Origin of the sequence: Daejeonella sp., assembly GCF_030695525.1 — a bacterium.
Classification (GTDB): Bacteria; Bacteroidota; Bacteroidia; order Sphingobacteriales; family Sphingobacteriaceae; genus Daejeonella.
Window position 1 is genome coordinate 67,691 of the sequence record NZ_JAUYSS010000009.1, and the last position, 17,948, is coordinate 85,638.

The 17,948-nt window shown below is 38.6% G+C and carries 13 protein-coding genes and 1 tRNA gene; 11 read left to right on the forward strand and 3 right to left on the reverse strand.

The annotated features are described in order from the left end of the window. Positions 1-78: 78 nt before the first annotated feature. Positions 79-1,020, reverse strand: a complete 942-nt coding sequence (locus Q8S11_RS01485; protein WP_305660303.1) for an LD-carboxypeptidase — start codon at positions 1,018-1,020, stop codon at positions 79-81. Positions 1,021-1,204: 184 nt separating this feature from the next. Between Q8S11_RS01485 and metG the strand changes: the two genes are divergently transcribed. The 11 genes from metG (at position 1,205) to Q8S11_RS01535 (ending at position 14,121) form a co-directional block, all read left to right on the forward strand. After that, complete coding sequence (gene metG / locus Q8S11_RS01490) at positions 1,205-3,304, forward strand: methionine--tRNA ligase (protein ID WP_305660304.1); 2,100 nt, start codon at positions 1,205-1,207, stop codon at positions 3,302-3,304. 6 nt (positions 3,305-3,310) lie between these two features. Next, positions 3,311-3,382 (forward strand) — tRNA-Arg (locus Q8S11_RS01495). Positions 3,383-4,482: 1,100 nt separating this feature from the next. Continuing rightward, on the forward strand, positions 4,483-4,830 hold the full coding sequence (locus Q8S11_RS01500; RefSeq protein ID WP_305660305.1) for a helix-turn-helix domain-containing protein: 348 nt from the start codon (positions 4,483-4,485) through the stop codon (positions 4,828-4,830). Between the two features lie 69 nt (positions 4,831-4,899). Then, entirely contained in the window at positions 4,900-5,172 is a 273-nt protein-coding gene (locus Q8S11_RS17780) for an Arm DNA-binding domain-containing protein (RefSeq protein WP_371135114.1), read from the forward strand. Beyond that, complete coding sequence (locus Q8S11_RS01505; RefSeq protein WP_305660306.1) at positions 5,124-5,684, forward strand: P-loop ATPase, Sll1717 family; 561 nt, start codon at positions 5,124-5,126, stop codon at positions 5,682-5,684. The genes Q8S11_RS17780 and Q8S11_RS01505 overlap by 49 nt, the downstream gene beginning before the upstream one ends. 13 nt (positions 5,685-5,697) lie before the next feature. Then, entirely contained in the window at positions 5,698-6,375 is a 678-nt protein-coding gene (locus Q8S11_RS01510; protein WP_305660307.1) for a hypothetical protein, read from the forward strand. 1,312 nt (positions 6,376-7,687) lie between these two features. Further along, a complete protein-coding gene (locus Q8S11_RS01515) occupies positions 7,688-8,368 on the forward strand; it encodes a TetR/AcrR family transcriptional regulator (protein WP_305660308.1) in 681 nt (226 codons plus the stop codon). Then, on the forward strand, positions 8,365-10,038 hold the full coding sequence (locus Q8S11_RS01520; protein WP_305660309.1) for a peptidase domain-containing ABC transporter: 1,674 nt from the start codon (positions 8,365-8,367) through the stop codon (positions 10,036-10,038). The genes Q8S11_RS01515 and Q8S11_RS01520 overlap by 4 nt, the downstream gene beginning before the upstream one ends. Further along, positions 10,031-11,398, forward strand: a complete 1,368-nt coding sequence (locus Q8S11_RS01525) for an HlyD family secretion protein (protein ID WP_305660310.1) — start codon at positions 10,031-10,033, stop codon at positions 11,396-11,398. The genes Q8S11_RS01520 and Q8S11_RS01525 overlap by 8 nt, the downstream gene beginning before the upstream one ends. A 3-nt stretch (positions 11,399-11,401) precedes the next feature. Then, a complete protein-coding gene (locus tag Q8S11_RS01530; protein ID WP_305660311.1) occupies positions 11,402-12,796 on the forward strand; it encodes a TolC family protein in 1,395 nt (464 codons plus the stop codon). Positions 12,797-13,374: 578 nt separating this feature from the next. Then, positions 13,375-14,121 carry an NIPSNAP family protein gene (locus Q8S11_RS01535; RefSeq protein WP_305660312.1) on the forward strand — a complete coding sequence of 249 codons (747 nt, stop codon included), beginning with the start codon at positions 13,375-13,377 and terminating at the stop codon, positions 14,119-14,121. A gap of 65 nt (positions 14,122-14,186) precedes the next feature. Here the strand turns inward: Q8S11_RS01535 and Q8S11_RS01540 are convergent, their stop codons facing one another. Both Q8S11_RS01540 and Q8S11_RS01545 read right to left on the reverse strand, forming a co-directional pair. Further along, a complete protein-coding gene (locus Q8S11_RS01540; RefSeq protein ID WP_305660313.1) occupies positions 14,187-16,484 on the reverse strand; it encodes a glycoside hydrolase family 95-like protein in 2,298 nt (765 codons plus the stop codon). A 36-nt stretch (positions 16,485-16,520) separates the two neighbouring features. Next, entirely contained in the window at positions 16,521-17,927 is a 1,407-nt protein-coding gene (locus Q8S11_RS01545; protein ID WP_305660314.1) for a sulfatase, read from the reverse strand. Positions 17,928-17,948 lie beyond the last annotated feature (21 nt).

Below are 17,948 nucleotides of genomic sequence, written 5' to 3' on the forward strand. Positions count from 1 at the left end.
ATACATAGTAGTAAAATGTTAATTAATGTCTATGTAATTGTTACAAAGGCTAGAATTTTTATGAATTAACCTGGTTATTTACAAAGATATTTTTGTGTCTATGACTGAATAACTCAGATGAACCTGTTGTCCATCTACCTTTAAGCTGCTCATTCTTCCAAAAATTAAGGCCCGGTTATCCGGAATATGACCTGCCGGAAAATTAAAGCATACCGGAAAGTCATACTCTTTAACTTGATCCATGATTATCCGCTCGGGAGTCTGACCAAATGGAATGTCATTATCTTTCAGTTCAGTAAAACCTCCAATGATCAAACCTTTGAGATCCTTCAATTTTCCAGCACGCTTCAGGTTCCACATCATTCGGTCGATCGAATAAAGGTACTCTCCAACATCTTCAAGAAAGAGGATTTTGCCTGAGAAATCCTGTTCAGACACCGATCCGCCCATCATGACCAGCAGGCTCAGATTACCCCCAATCAATATTCCTTCGGCTTCACCGCTTCGGTTATTTGCCGGACTGGTGTAAGAATAATTAATTTCTTCATTGAATAGAGCTTTCCTTAAAGTTTCTAAAGAAATTTCAGAACCTTCCCTGATAGTTAAGGGCATTTGTCCGTGTATGCTTTCAGTTTTATACAAAGACTGAATATGGCTGTGAAGAACCGTGATATCGCTAAAACCTATAATCCATTTAGGATGGTTTATGAAAGCGGTGAAGTCGAGACGGTCAATGATGCGGATGGTTCCATAGCCCCCCCGAGCAGCGAATATGGCTTTAACCGATTGATCATCAAGGAAGCGCTGGAAATCAGCTGTGCGCAGTTCATCGCTACCGGCAAACTGATTCCAGGAAGCATGAACAGTTTCCCCAAGAATGACATTTAAGCCCCATGATTTCAAGAGATTAACAGCATCTTCAATGTCACGGGGAAGCTTTTTGGCCGGACAAGTAATGGCCACAGTATCTCCCGTCTGCAGATAGTTTGGCGATTTATAACTAATGTTTTCGTTTATCAATTTTGTGATCTCTTATTCAGTCAGTTTAGTTTATGCTTTTTCAGGAAGATCTCCTTTAATTTTGAGTGCTACCTGCTCAAATTTACAAATTACATCCACATCAAATTGACCTCCGATGTCATTAGTAATTTAGCTCATTAGCCTTTATCTTTGCAAATCAAAAAAACATATAAATATTCTGATTTTGGGACATAATAAATTCAAAAGATATACGGTTACCGCAGCACTTCCATATACAAACGGTCCGGTACATATCGGGCATTTGGCTGGAGTGTATATTCCGGCAGATATTTATGTCAGGTATCTCAGATCAAAAGGGCGGGATGTTATTTTTGTATGCGGATCTGATGAACACGGGGTTCCAATCACTCTAAAGGCTCGTAAGGAGGGGATACAACCACAGCAGGTTGTTGATAAATACCATAAAATTATTGGTGATTCATTCAGGGATTTTGGGGTTTCTTTTAATATTTATCATCGTACTTCTTCAGAAACGCATCATGATACTGCAGGAGGGTTCTTCAGAACGCTGTATGATAAGGGTGTTTTCAATGAAGAAGAAACCGAACAGTATTTTGATGAACAGGCCGGACAGTTTTTGGCCGACAGATATATTATAGGTACCTGTCCAAATTGTGGAAACGAGGAAGCTTATGGTGATCAGTGCGAAAAGTGCGGTACTTCACTTAGTCCGACTGAACTGATCAATCCGAGATCCACCTTATCAGGAGCTCAGCCTATTTTAAAGAAAACCAGGAACTGGTTTCTTCCTCTGGATAAAATGCAGCCTCAAATAGAAGCCTATATCGACTCCCATAAAGAATGGCGTCCAAATGTGTACGGGCAATGTAAATCATGGCTAAGCGGTGGCCTGCACCCTCGTGCTATGACCCGTGACCTCGAATGGGGAGTCAAAGTTCCGGTTGAAGGAGCTGATGGAAAAGTATTATATGTATGGTTTGAAGCACCTATCGGGTATATTTCGGGTACTAAAGACTTATGTGATCCCGAATTAAGTGCAGAGAAGAAAGCTGATTATTATTTTAATGAAGCACTTAAACCTGCAGACAACTGGGAGAAATACTGGTATGCTGAGGATACCAAACTGGTTCATTTTATAGGTAAGGATAATATTGTGTTCCACTGTATCATCTTTCCTTCGATACTTATGGCACATGGGGAGTACCATCTTCCTGATAATGTTCCTGCCAATGAGTTTTTGAATCTTGAAGGTGATAAGATCTCCACCTCCAGAAACTGGGCGGTTTGGTTGCATGAGTATCTTGAGGATTTTCCAAATAAACAGGATGTCCTTCGATACGTTTTAACAGCTACTGCACCAGAGACTAAAGACAATGATTTTACCTGGAAGGATTTTCAGGCCCGGAATAATAATGAACTGGTTGCCATTTTTGGAAATTTTGTGAACCGTGTTTTGGTACTGTCACATAAATATTTTGATGGCAAGGTTTTGATGGGTTCTGATCTTACATCTGCAGATCTGGGAGTACTGGAAGAATTAAAGGAATACCCGGCGAAGATTGCATCATCTATTGAGCAATATCGTTTCAGGGAAGCTTTGAGCGAATTCATGAATCTGGCCCGTTTAGGAAATAAATATCTGGCGGATGCCGAACCCTGGAAACTAATTAAAACAGATGAAGAGCGGGTAAAAACAATCCTGAATATTGGATTGCAGATTACCACTAACCTTGCCATCCTCGCCCAAGCACTTCTTCCGTTCAGTTCCGATAAATTATTTCAAATGCTTAATCAGGATAAACTTGAATGGGACAAAGCAGGAACTGCTGATTTGCTGCCAATCGGGCATCAGTTGAATGAGGCAAGTTTACTTTTTGAGAAGATTGAGGATGATGCAGTTGAAGCACAAATTAAAAAGCTGATGGATAGTAAAAATGCCAATGAACTGGCAGCATTGAAAATGGAAGATTCAAAGCCAAATATCAGTTTTGATCAATTTGTGGCGATGGATATCCGCGTCGGAACGATTCTGGCTGCTGAAAAAGTAGCTAAAACCAAAAAGCTATTGAAGCTACAGATCGATACCGGGATCGATCAGCGTACCATTGTTTCAGGAATTGCAGAGCATTTTGAACCTGAAAATATCATTGGCAAACAGGTTTCAGTTTTGATTAATCTGGAGCCCAGGGAGATCAAGGGAATATTATCACAGGGAATGATTCTTATGGCTGAAAATCCGGATGGAAATCTTAGTTTTGTGGCTCCTCCGGCAGGCATGAATAATGGCAGCGTGGTAAGGTAAATAATAGGTCCCGTAGTTCAACGGATAGAATAGAAGTTTCCTAAACTTTAGATGTGGGTTCGATTCCCGCCGGGACCACAAAAAACGCAGTTTTCACCTAATAGAGATGTGTTTTTGGCTATGTGGGTCGCACTATAGGTAAAATGCGGATGACATGGTATACAACATGTCATATTGCGAAGGCACCGGATGGAAATATGATAGGCGCTTATTATTATGGTTAGTTTTGAAAGTTGAATAAATCATAAGCTGATAAATGCTCCGGGCCTTCAAGAAACGTAAGCTCACTTTATAGTTTTAATCATAAAAGCTAGTCAATAGATAAACGCCGTAAACTTAGTAGGTGAAGGACGAACGAGTTTAAATTAGCTTAAGATTCTATTGAACAAGTAAGACTCTAGTCCACCGATCTCCCACGGGGATGACCGGAAGATTGGTCGAGAGACAAAGTCGCCGGAAAACGCTTAAAATTGCTCCGTGATCAGTCTGTGATGATATGGCAGTTGAAAAGCGCCATTGAATATCCAATGGATGAAAATGAATTATAAGTGCCTCGTACGTAATTTTCGTCACCAATTCCACTTTTTTAACTTCCTTCGATCACTTATCTACATTTCCAGGACAATTGAAGCTAACGTAAAATCATAAATATGAATATTTCTGAGGTTGTACCTATAAGCAGTTATTTTGTTCACAAGCTGAGTTCCAAATTTATTCTGGAAACGGAGCTTCTTCCTTCAAAAAAAGTGACTTTGAGCACGAAGTGCTCCTCCTCTAAATGTGCTTCTTAAACAAGAAGATAATCTACTCTTTTTATCTCTACTCTCTTTAACTATGGGGGCCGAAATCGAGCCTACCCCCTAGTTCGAATCTCGGCTTGACAACCTAGGCTCGGCTTGACAACCTAGGCTCGTTAGTGAGCCATACCTTCATCAAACTTTCACCTTACTAACATCTTGAAGTATTATAACAAATTTTTTCTAACTGATAATCAATCAGTTGTAAATTACTATACGAGTTTTGGCTATTAGTGCCATTTCATGGGAGTTATGAAAAGTAAGCGTCACATCGCCACAAAAAAAATGAGAAAATTTGGAAATGACTTCCTAGGCCCTCAAAACTTAGACCCGAAATTCCTTGCTAACTATGCGCTCTTCGCAGGACGTAAGGCCACTTTTATGTCTTTGAAACCGATTCTTGAAGACAACGAACTAAGTGTCCATGCGAGACTCTTATTTCAAATAATTAGCTCTCTTTCACCAAAAAAAGGATACTGCTTTGCTTCTAATGATTTCCTTGGTCAGAAAATGGGTGTTACGATTAGTAGTATCAAACGTTATTTGTCAGAACTCCGGAAAGCGAAACTGATCAGATCTGAGATGGTACCGAATGCTATGGGCTCACATAGACACATCTACATTGACTTTTACAGCCTGCGTCGTCGATACATCGACAGTTTGTCAAATAAGTATGAGCCGAAGTCATGGGACCCGCAAACTAAAAGCTACAGAAAACGTGAGGAATAGAAAATAGTTGTTTTAAAAATTTTAGAATCCAAAAAGACGATTGGAAATTCGAGTAAAAAATATAAAGAAATGAGACTTACATATAGCATCAAAACAGTACTACGTCAGGACAAGAAAAAGGCTGACAACTTAATCCCAATTTATTACTCTGTAAGAGTTGGTCCACACGCTTCGAGACTTCCTACTGGGAAATACACTCTTCTCAAAGATTGGAATGTAAAAGATAATTGCCCAAAAAGTAATACAAAAGAGAACCAACTGTTAGGTACATATTTGCAACAACAGTTGGCTAAATGGCAGATTTTCATGCTAGAATTCGGAATCGTCCCAGAGATCTCGTAAAATTATGCACAAAAGCAGCTGAAGAGGCTTACCGGACCAAATCAACAACAATAAGTACCGAACATATCGAAGCAATTCTACCGGCATATTCTAAAAGCATAATGGAGGATACAATCGGCGAGTACATCTCTGAATTACCAGCGATCTCAAAGCTCTTGTATGGTATGAGGCCCACGAAGAAAGAGAGAACAACCGAGGATGGATACAGGTACACAACTACTGAACTGCATAGTAAACTGCATCAAATCATGATAAATAATACTTTCAACTTCGCTTCAGCGAGTCCTGTAGACCCCAAAAGCTTGAAAGATTTCTTGTATAAAATCAACTTTATTACGGCTCGAAAGACTTTGCCAGATGGTGCGATTATTCGAAGTAGTTATGAAGAGAATCAGAAGTTATCACTTGCTTACATGAATGAAGGTTATGAATGGGAAGTGCATTTAGCTTATAGGTGGGAATTGCAGGCTGATTCATTAGATGATATTTTCAACAAAATTTCCATCAATTAACTTTGAAAAAGTAATGAGGCCCATTGAATTCACTGTCTACATAATTATTTTAATTTCAATTGTTGGATGTCATATCTCTAGAGCCCAGCACATTGATTCCCTTCGATCACAACGCAGGGAAATAAGCAGGGTTGATACCTTCCTGCTAGTTAAAAATGGTATTGTTAGTGACACAACGAAAACCACTTTAGCTGATTGGGAGAGGAAGATGCCTTGGATAGCAGTTCTCGTAATAGGAGTATTAGCATTTTTGGCAAATATTGTATCGAGTATTAATTTGCGGCGTACCAGTCTTGAGACTACTAAACAGCAAATCGAATTATCCCGAAAAAACAGTGAACGTGATTTTAATAAAACAGTACTTTCAGGTAATAGACAGATATGGATAACTCAATTTCGCTCACTCATGAGCGAGATTATTACCCTTCTTTCATTTTTCGTTACCAAGCAGGGTCTAAACAATGAAGATTACTCCAAGCTTCAGCTTTTGGTTACACAAGCAGAATTGATGTTGACCGACTCTACGGACGAGCGCTTTACAGAGATTCTAATAAATGCCAAAGTTTATTGTTTTGAGTTACTCAAGACGAATTGCCAAGCTGAAGAATTGGAGTTACATATTAAGGCTGTAAAAACCGCTACCATATCAAAACTAAACACTGAGTGGGATAAAGTCAGGAGCGGCAAATAAATATTTCTGGCTATTGAAATATCAAATATCTTAAAGCACGGGACACGCGTGGCACTACCATAGATTTATTAAGGTATAATGATTGGGTCACAAAATGGGTAAAACGTGAATGACCTCTAGCACTCTCAAATGCACTTAATTGAACCCCAAAGACATGTAAAGAAATGCCATAAGCATGAAAATCGATTCCCGCCGGGACCACAAATAAACTCAGCAATTCAATTTTCTTGAAGGCGTTTCATTTAATACCATTGACGCCCATTTCCTAAATTTTTAGTTTACAGCGAGTTCGATGTAAAATCTTGTGGGACTAATTAGATTCACTGATTTTCTATTGTTTTAGAAAGCAAGGTCTGTGATTCTTCGGTCGCGAATTCCCGTGTTCTGCACTTGCTAGCGCAAGCGCAATGTCATTATTTAAGCATTCAAGTTTTCTGTTTGGTACCGTTTTGCCCATTTGCCCTGTAGAGGCCACATGTTATAATAGATTAGCCGACCCCGTAGGTAGTCGCATGTTTATAGAAAGACCATACAAACCGATTAGCGACCCCGTAGGTGGTCGTATGTGTACCATTACCACATTCGACCACCTTCCTTTAGATTTCGTTGAAAATTGTTCTATAAACATGTGACCCATTCTAGGTTATCTATAAATATTCGGCCTTCTTCTGGGTCGACAGAGAAAATTTCGAATTGAAAGGACAATCGGCAGAGTTGAACTTAACCTTAAATAATGACATTGCGCGCGCACCAGCAGCGCCGAGCTGCCCTTCCCAATGAAAAACAGCCCCGGGTAAAATAAACCTTGCCGGAGGAGGTAGCTTCCGGCTATTCGCCTGTGGTCGGTGTTATCACCGACCAATGATATTATCGTGCTTGGTACGGTGAGAACACCGACCACAGGGAAATTTGAAACAGAACGCGATTTCTTGCCGGAAATACTCCGGAGGAAAGGGCTGAACCGGCCCATAACACACAGGTATTGATTTCCAAAATCAAATCATTGTGGTTCAAGAGCCTTATCTGACCAATTATAACCGTATTTGTTGCTCTTCCTTATATCGTCGACCTCAGGTTAATTAAAAAAAATGACCTCCACCTCCCATTTTCGGTCTTTTAGTCTGATTTTAGAATAGTTTAATCTAAGGGTACTCCCTAAACTTAAAATCAACTAAATAGAACATCACATTTTACAGCATACTGTCTTTGTAAGTTCACACACCCAACCATTCTGTCATTATTCTGTAATACGTCAAACTTATTTTTTAAAATGATAGTATTACTATTATGTTTGCATGTAAAATATTCAAAAATGAAAACATTACTTCAAAATATTAGACCCGAGATCCAGGAAGGCATCTTTCTGAAGAATCCCGAAAGTTCAGCTTTGGGCAAAAGCATTGTTAAAGAAGGTGTTTTACTGATAGATGAAATTGGTTTTGAATCCTTTACTTTTAAGAAACTAGGAGAAAGAATTCAAACCAACGAAAGTTCTGTCTACAGGTATTTCGAGAATAAACATAAATTCCTGCTTTATATTTCCTCGTGGTACTGGAGTTGGATGGAATGTCGTCTTGTTTTTGAAACTGCAAATTTAGTGGATGCAAATGACCAGCTTATGAAGGCCGTTTTACTGGTAACAGAGGATACAGCCGATGATATATCAAGTGATTATATTGATGAATCCGTTTTAAAAAGGATAATAATATCAGATTTTACTAAAACATTTTTGACCAAGGAAGTAGATGATGAAAACCGTGAGGGTTTTTTTAAGATATACAAACGTGTAATTTATAGAATTGCCGCTATAATAAAGGAAGTAAACCCGGCTTATGCCTACCCTGAGAGTCTTGCAAGTAATATAGTAGAAGGTTCCATGCATCAGCATTTTTTAAAGCAGCATCTTAAAACAATTACTAACTGTAATGAATCGGTATCGCCTGCTGATTTTTATTTAAATATGGTAAACAGCATTGTAATCAAGTCCTCATGACACCTTTAAAACGCTTCTATAACTTACTAAAGCTGGATAAAAAAGATGTTTACCAGATTATAATTTACGCTGCTTTTTCCGGACTAATCAGCCTTTCACTGCCATTGGGGATTCAGGCGATTGTAAATTTTATCCAGGGTGGGCAGATTAGCGTTTCATGGAAAGTGCTTATTCTAATAGTAACTATGGGTGTTGCTTTGGTTGGTATTCTGACACTTATGCAATTACGAATTACAGAAAACCTTCAGCAAAAGATATTTATCCGTTCATCTTTTGAGTTTGCATATCGCTTGCCGAAGATTTCCTTTAATGCACTATATGATGAATACCCCCCTGAAATTGCGAACCGGTTTTTCGACACACTTGCAATTCAAAAAGGCACGTCCAAATTATTGCTTGACTTTACAACGGCTCTTTTACAGGTAGGATTAGGACTCATCTTGCTTTCTCTTTATCACCCTTTTTTCATACTATTTGGGATAGTGTTGTTGATTATGCTTTATGTCATTTTCAAATTTTCCTTTAATAAAGGTTTATATACCAGTTTGAAGGAATCCAGCTATAAATACAAGGTAGTTTACTGGCTGCAGGAAATTGCGCGTAATAAAAGCAGTTTTATTAAAAAAAATAATTTTGACTATGCTTTAAATAAGAATGATCTATTGGTAAATAACTATCTGCATTATCGTGAAAAACATTTTAATGTAATTCAAACACAATTTTCCCAACTAATAATTTATAAGGTATTAATTACAGCCGGACTTTTATTAGTGGGTGGTTATTTAGTTTTGGACCAAAAAATGAATATCGGTCAGTTTGTAGCTGCCGAGATTATCATCTTATTAATCATCAATTCTGTTGAAAAGCTGATAGTTGGCTTGGAAACTTTGTATGATGTTCTCACAGCTGTCGAGAAGATTGGCTTGGTTACTGATCTGGAAATTTATGAAAGTATTAAAAAGCCTGACTCTGATTCACCTGAAACTCATTTAACCATAGAAACTGTTGATATGAGCTATAGATTTCCTGATGATGACAAGGATACAATTAAAAATATCAACCTTAAAATTACTCCTGGTGAAAAGGTCTTTATTGCAGGAACAAATAATTCAGGAAAAACAACACTTGTTAGATTACTTTCTGGATATCTATCCCCCACATCTGGTATTATATATGTTAACGAAAGTGTAATGAAAAAATCAGAAAGTGGCTATTATAAAAATTTTACCGGGCTTGTAATGCAGGATGATACACTTTTTGAAGGTACTTTAATAGAAAATCTGATATTTAATAACCCTAAAGTTAGTAGTGAGGATGTAAGATGGGCTTTAGAAGCGGTGGGGTTAACAGTTATAGTTAAAAGGCTTCCCAATGGGCTGGATACGACAATAAATTCTGATGGCAGGCACTTAACAAGATCTGTGATTCAGAAAATTCTAATTGCAAGAGCTATAATTTGCCGACCCAAAGTCCTGTTTCTTGAAGAACCAACAATTAGCATGGATCCTAAATCTGCGAGACAAATAATTGACTTTCTTGTTAGTCCGGAAAATGATTGGACAATAATTGTGTCATCAATTGATGAATACTGGAAAAAGGCATGTAACAGAGAAATTGATATGAATACTGGAGAAATTGTCAGGGATATAAAAACAATTGGTAATGCTTAATATATCAAATAACAACCCGGTAAAAATGGATGATGGAACCGGATATGAGACCATCAGGATACTTAACAACAGACCACATTACAAAATTCTAAATAGGATAATTTGGTTTATTTGCCTGATAAATTTAATTGGGCTGTTTTTACCCTGGACACAAAATATAAGAGGAACTGGTTCTGTGACAACACTGAAGCCCGACCAGCGCCCACAAACGATCCATTCGGCAATCGCAGGAAGAGTTGAAAAATGGTTTGTTAAAGAAGGTGACTTTGTGAAGAAGGGAGATACCATTGCATTCATATCTGAAATAAAAGAAGAATATTTTGATCCAAATCTAGTGGGAAACACAATGCAGCAGGTAAATGCAAAAAAGATGGCGCTTGAATCATATGATGATAAAGTTATTGCATTAGAAAGCCAGATGGCATCTTTGAGCATGGAACTTAGCCTTAAGCTTGAGCAGGGAATGAATAAAATACAACAGGCTTTTTTGAAAGTGAAAAGTGACAGTATGGATCTCGTAGCAGTGCATACACAATTGACTGTTGCCCAAACCCAATTCAGCAGGGCTGAGACACTTAATCGCGACGGGCTGAAACCATTAAGTGATGTAGAGGAAAAAAGACTTAAACTTCAGGAGTCACAGGCCAAAATTATTACCCAGCAGAATAAATTGCTGGCTTCAAAAAATGAATTAATCAATTTACGGGTAGAAATAAATCGAATTAAAGCGGAGTATAGCGAGAAAATATCAAAAGCCAACAGCGATAAATTTACTGCCAAAAGCAGCCTTTATGATACCGAAGCGCAGGTTACAAAACTTGAAAATCAGTATGTAAATTATAGCATACGTAATGGCCTGTATCACATCAGGGCACCTCAAAGCGGTATTGTAAATAAGACATTGCTTAGCGGTATCGGAGAAACAATTAAAGAAGGAACGGCACTTGTTAGCATAATGCCTGCCAAATATGATATTGCTGTGGAAACATATGTAAATCCTATTGACCTTCCCTTAATACAAAAAGACTCCAGAATTAGGGTATGGTTTGACGGATGGCCCACAATTATCTTCTCCGGATGGCCGGGAATGTCATATGGAACTTTTGGGGGTAATGTAGTCGCAATAGAAAACTTTATCAGTCCGAATGGCAAATACAGAATTTTGGTTTCACCGGATAAAGATGAGGAGCCATGGCCAAAAGAATTAAGTATTGGAGCGGGTGCTCAAACAATAGCTCTGTTAGAAAATGTACCCATTTGGTATGAGATATGGCGGAACCTCAATGGTTTCCCCCCAAATTACTATACATCTCAAGCATCTGGTAAAACAGGATCAAATAATAAGGATGAAAAGAAATAAGCTATGAAACTAATTTATAGGCTTTTTATTGTCTTTGCTTTAATAAATGTTCCTGCTTTTGCTCAGGAGTTTAATCAGGAAGTACTGAGTTTCAGGGAATATTTGGGTTATGTAAAAAAATATCATCCGCTTGTTAGCCGTGCAAACATAGAATTAGACAAAGCCCAGGCAGCTTTAATGCAGGCAAGGGGTGGATTTGACCCTAAAATTGAGTTAGATTTTGACAATAAGCAATTTCAGGGTACTCAATACTACTCTATTTTAAACAGCAGTTTTAAAATACCAACCTGGTATGGTATAGAGGTAAAGGCAGCATTTGATGATGCTGAAGGCATATATTTAAATCCTCAAAATTTAGCACCCAATCAGGGAGTAACTTCACTTGGTGTAAGTGTTCCTCTGGCACAGGGTCTGTTCATTAACCAACGAATCGCAGATCTTAGAAAAGCCAAATTACAGATTCAATTAAGTGAATCGCAGCGGCGTTTGTTCAGTCTGGAAGTTTTGTACAATGCATCAATTGCTTATTTTTCCTGGTTAAAACATTTTAATGAAGTTGAAATGTATAGGGAATACCTGTATTATTCTCAGGATCGCTATAATGGGGTGCTAAAACTAATAAAGCAGGGTGATAAACCGGCGATTGACAGTGTTGAGACGGGTATTGCTGTAAAAAATCGCCAACTGAATTTAGAAAATGCAATACTCAAATTAAACAAAGCAAGGCTTGAACTTGCCAATTACCTATGGATAAACGAAACCCCGGTTGAGCCTTCGGAAAATCTTAAACCTGAACTAAACCTCACAGCCAGCATAGAAGGGATCTTAAGTACAGGAGACTTATATGATACTCAGGATATTATTGCAGACCATCCTAAACTGAAAATGATGGAGACTAAAATTAATATGCTTGATGTTGAAAGAAAACTAAAAGCCAATTATTTACTTCCTAAAATTGACTTGGGCTATTATTACTTTTCTGAACCTTTGGATTTTCACTCTCTAAGGAATGATGATTACAAAGTGGGGATAAACTTTTCATTCCCAATATTTCTTCGTGTGGAAAGAGGGTCACTAAATTTAGCGAAGCTTAAATTGAGGGAAACGAGATTTGAACTTCAACAGGAAAGACTACAGATCAAAAATAAGATTGATGCACAACTAGTTGAGAAAACATCATTTAAAAAACAGGCCGGCTTGGTAGGTAATCTGGTAAAGGATTATCAAAAGATGCTGGAAGCAGAGGAACGCCTTTTTTCGTTTGGAGAGAGTTCAATTTTTATTCTCAACTCCCGTGAAAACAGTCTGATTTCTGCAAAAATTCAGCAGATTGATTTGGAAAATAGTTATCTGGTTAGTAATGCAGATTTATTCAGGATATTGGCTACAGAAAACTAAGGTGGAATGATCTGAGATCGGGCAGCATAAAATTTAGAATTAAAAGATTTTAATTTAACCTGACTTCCATATAAAATCTTGCCGCGCTGTTTTGATTGAATAATTTTATCTATTTTAGAAAGCAGGGTCTGTGCCTCTTAGGTCCTGCTATTCCCGTGTTCTGCCCTAGTTTTTGCCCATAAATTGCTTTTTGAGATAAAGTTTCGCCCGGGCAAAAAGCTAGAACTGTCACCCGGGTTTAATTACACGGGCAGTGGATCTTTTGCCGGGCTGCCCTTCCCGATGAAATACAGCACCGGGTAAAATAATCCTTGCCGGAGGAGGTATCTTCCGGCTATTCGTTTTTGATATAGAACGCGATTGGATAATTATAAGCCTGGCTTTTAACCTTCCTTATATCGAACTCAGGTTAATTTAATTATTTTTAGGCTGTTTTTTAATCAGTACTTAGGAAGAAAATAAAAGTCTAAATGTTTTTTGGATGTATCAGCTTTAAATTTTTGAAACCTTTCGTTATTGGACTAAAATTTCTAATCAAACACAAAAAAATCAGAATAATCTTCGTTTCTTTATCTATCATGAAAAAATTATTAATCATCTGCCTTCTTCTGGTTTCACAACTAAGTTTTGCAAAAAAAGCTGACAAGCGCTATTTTGAATTAAGAGTATACTATTGCAATCCGGGTAAACTGGATGCTTTAATTGACAGATTCAGGGATCATGCGGTACCCCTGTTTAAAAAACATGGAATTGACGGACTTGGATACTGGGTCCCAACCAATAATCCGGATAATGCATTCTATTATCTGATGGCCTATCCAAGTAAAGAAGCTAGGGATGCATCCTGGAAAGAGTTTGGAAAAGATCCGCAATGGCTGGAAGCTGCAAAAAAATCAGAAGAAAATGGAAAACTTATTGCAAGAGCAAATATTTATTTTCTAAAGGGTACAGATTATTCACCTAAAATTAAAGCTTCCAGGGGCTCAGCAATGCGCACCTTTGAAATGCGTATCTATACCGCAATGCCTGAAAAGCTCCAGAATCTTGAAAACAGATTCAGGGATCATACCATGAAGATCTTTAAGAACAATGGTATGCAGAATGTTGCATATTTTACAACCATAGAAAAGGATCCTGCTGATCAGGCTAAACTTCTATATTTCCTGGCTTATCCGGATGAAGCAGCTGGTAAGTTAGCATGGCAAAATTTCCGTAAAGATCCCGAATGGATAAAGGCAAGTACGGCATCTGAAGTAAACGGTAAACTGGTAGAAAAGGTCGAATCCGTTTATATGAAACCTATGGACTTCTCGAAGTTGAAATAATCACATTTGAATTTGTATCAATGTAAAAAATGGCTCTGTATTTACAGAGCCATTTTTTTACAATATTAAATTGCATTTAATGTAATTCTGCTATTTGGTTCAAAATCAATCCGGATAAAACCTGGCTCCGATTCTACGATCTTTACCTTCCCGCTGATCTTCTGTTCGAATTTTCCAAAAGGTGATTTTACTTTAAGAATTCCACCCTTTTCTGATTGGATATTGAGTATCGTTACTTTTCCATCCTTCTTTTCTGCACTAACCAGAAAAGCGCCTTCAGCTCTCAGGGACTTAAATGATACATCGTTCCAGTCGGCAGGGATTGCCGGAAATATTTCGAGAAAACCTGCATTAGACTGAATCAGCATTTCCTGTATCCCGGCTGCGAATGCAAAGTTTCCCTCCAGAGTGAATGGTCGATAAACAAAATCGGAGTATCCGGATTTTGTCTGATCTCCGTTTAAGTGAAAGCTATTGGTTGAGCAAAATGCTGTTGAGAAAATTGTTAATGCTTTTGCCGCTCCCTCACCATCTTTTGCTCTCGCTTTAAGGTTTCCCAGCCAGGCGTAAGAATATCCGCACCATAATTTCGGTCCAACATCATCCAATAATTTGATACTTGAGCGGATAATATTTTTTGCCTGATCAGAATCTTCCCATTTTATCAATCCAAGGGGATGAATGGCCATGGTATTTGAAAAATGACGGTGAGATTCACTATATGGATAGTCAGGAGATATCATCAGTTCATTATTATTGGAAATAGCAAGATCCGGTAATTGCTGATATATTTTATCCCAATGCCTTGCTTCTTCCATAAGGTTCAACACTCTTGCCAGCTCTGCTGCTGTTTTAAAATTAAATTGCATGAGTGAGAGGTCGTAATTGGTTGTTTTAGTAAACCAGGCGCTGCTTTTATTATCATTGATCTCCGGACTTGAGCTAATTACGAGTTTACGCTTGCCGGTTTCAGGATCGAGCACTGAAATTTGTTCCAGAAAAGTAGCAGTGGATTTTATCCATGGATAGGCTTTATTTTTCAGGAAATCCTTATCCATGCTATATCGCCATTGCAAATAATAGTGTTGTGATACCCATGCAGAAACAGTTGGAGAAAGTGAATACTGAATCCATCCACCCATTTCGGTTCCATCTAAAGTAGTGACCCCGGGTACTGCTATCCCTTCTTTGTCAAAGAATAGCTTTGTATAGCGTTTATAGTTTTCTTTATTGAGTTCAAAGTGATCCAGGTAGCCCATTGCAAGTTCAAGGTGATTCCCACTGTAGGATGGCCAATAGCTTAGCTGGGTATTCAGATCATGATGAAAATCCCCTTTCCAGGGTGGGATCCGGCCATTATCTGCCGACCAGATAGCCTGCAGGGAAATTGGCGGGGCATTCTGTCGGGCAGTGGATCCAAATTTATATTGCTCCATTTCCCATTGATGCTGCAGCGTTTTATCCGGAACCTGAAGATCAGATTTAGCCCAAAATTTCGACCACCAGTCTAGATGACTCTTTCTGTTCTGATCATATCCTGCTTTCAGTTTTTGCTGTAAGTTCGAGAGATCCAGATTGCTTTTAAAAACATCAGGATTAGTTCTGATGGTCCAGGCACCCTCAACAGTTTTAGCATCAAGCCTTTTCCAGCTTACAATTACATCGTATGAAAAAGCACCCCAGCCTTTTTGATGGTAAATAATGCTGTTATTTGTTCTCTCGACAATCCCTTGTTCGTATCCCAGCCGCCCAAGATCATCCCCTCCAACCGGGTCCCCGCTTATATTTACCGCAGCCTGATAGGATGGTGGGATCAATTCAATATCAAAATCTATGGATAGGTTTTCAAATCTGAACCAGCCAACAGGATCTACAGCATGAACATAGGAAAACAAGCGTGTACCATTCTCCCAGCTGATTTCAGAGGTAGCTTCATCGAGGTTTAATTTAGCATCCTTAAGGCTTAGCCCTTTCGTAAAATTAAACTCAATTGCTGCTCCGGGAATTTTTGTTGGAGCCGGCTCCCTGTCATAAGGATGATCAAAATATTCCTGAACCGGTTTATAATTACCATTCAATCTTTGTTCTACTATCCATTGATAGCTAAACTCTTTGCGATGCAGGCCTTTCATCGGACGGCTATCCCAAAGGTCGGCGCGGTCTAATGCAAAGCGTATAGTTTTGTTTTTCTCCCAGATCAATGAACCGATCATGCCATTTCCCTGAGGGATCGCTTCATCCCATTGTTGTGGTAGGGGGTTGAAGGGATGAAGTCTGGGCTGAGCCAAAACAGAAAGGGTCTGAATAAGGGATAGAAACAGAAAAACTAAATGAATTCTGGTTATTTTGCTGGAATTTATCATAGAAATAAGACAAAAGATTATTTGCTGAATTCAGGTTTATGGTTTTATCGAAAGCGATCTCCTGTTCTTACCCGGGCTTTTGGTCAGATCATCTCCCAGGTCTTCTCTTGCGGCCGCAGCAATTTTTAAAAGTTCAGCCTCAATTTCCGGATGTTCTCCCCGAATATTATACCTTTCTCCAGGATCGCGGCGCAAATCAAATAAACCCCCTTCAAAAAAGTAGTTTTCGTTAACCTGCCCCGGCAGACCATCCTTTCCGGGTACGAAACCTTCGTAAGTTCTTGTAGGATGAGGGAAAATCAGCTTCCAGTTACCTTTTCGGATTGCTTCGAGGCTATTTTTTCTGTAGTAATATAAAAAATGATCTCTTGGGTTCTGACTAAAATCTCCCTTCATCAGTTCAAATATATTTACCCCATCAATCTTTTTTTTAGGTAAAGCAGCACCGGTTATTGCGGAAATTGTTGGCAGAATATCAATGGATGATGCCAGGTTATTGCAGATTATGCCTTCAGGTATTACCCCTTTCCAGCTCATCAGGCAAGGCACTCTTTGTCCTCCTTCAAATGAAGTGCCTTTGCCCTCCCTAAAACCTCCGCTGCTACCTGCATGATTGCCATAATTAAGCCAGGGACCGTTATCAGAGGTAACAATCAGTAGCGTGTTTTCTTCCAGTTTCAGCTCTTTTATTTTCTTTCTGATTTGTCCGATACTCCAGTCCAGTTCCATGATTACATCCCCATAGAGGCCTTGTTTTGATTTGCCTTTAAATTTATCAGAGACAAACAGAGGTACATGTGGCATTGGGTGCGCCAGGTAAAGGAAAAAGGGATTATTCCTATTCTTCTCTATAAAATTCAGGCTTTTTTCGGTGAATTGAGTTGTAAACTGGCTTTGATCGGGATTAGTTTGAATTGTGGCTTCATTTTCAATCAATGGCAGCGGAGGGTAATAATTTTTCCCTGTCGGATGATTTGGCCACATATCATTGGAGTAAGGGATACCAAAAAACTCATCAAAACCATGCTGTCGTGGTAAAAATTCTGGTAAATGTCCCAGATGCCATTTGCCATAAACCGCTGTTGCATAAGCCCTGGCTTTTAATAATTCCGGAATGGTTTCTTCATCCGGATTAAGCCCGGTTTTAGCCATATGATCTAATGCTCCTGCAAAACCAATCCTGTTTGGATAGGTGCCTGTAAGCAAACCTGCACGTGATGCGGTACATACTGCCTGTGGTGAGTAGAATTGTGTAAAGAAGATACCTTCTTTTTGTAACTGATTGAAATTGGGGGTTTGATATGCATTTGCTCCCGTTATACCAATATCTCCATATCCCATATCATCAATGTAAATAAGGATGATGTTTGGCTTTTTTGTCTGAGCAATAATTGACATGCCTGCAAATAAAAGTAAGCCTGATAAGATCAGTTTAATCCGCATTTGAATGAAGTTTAATGAATT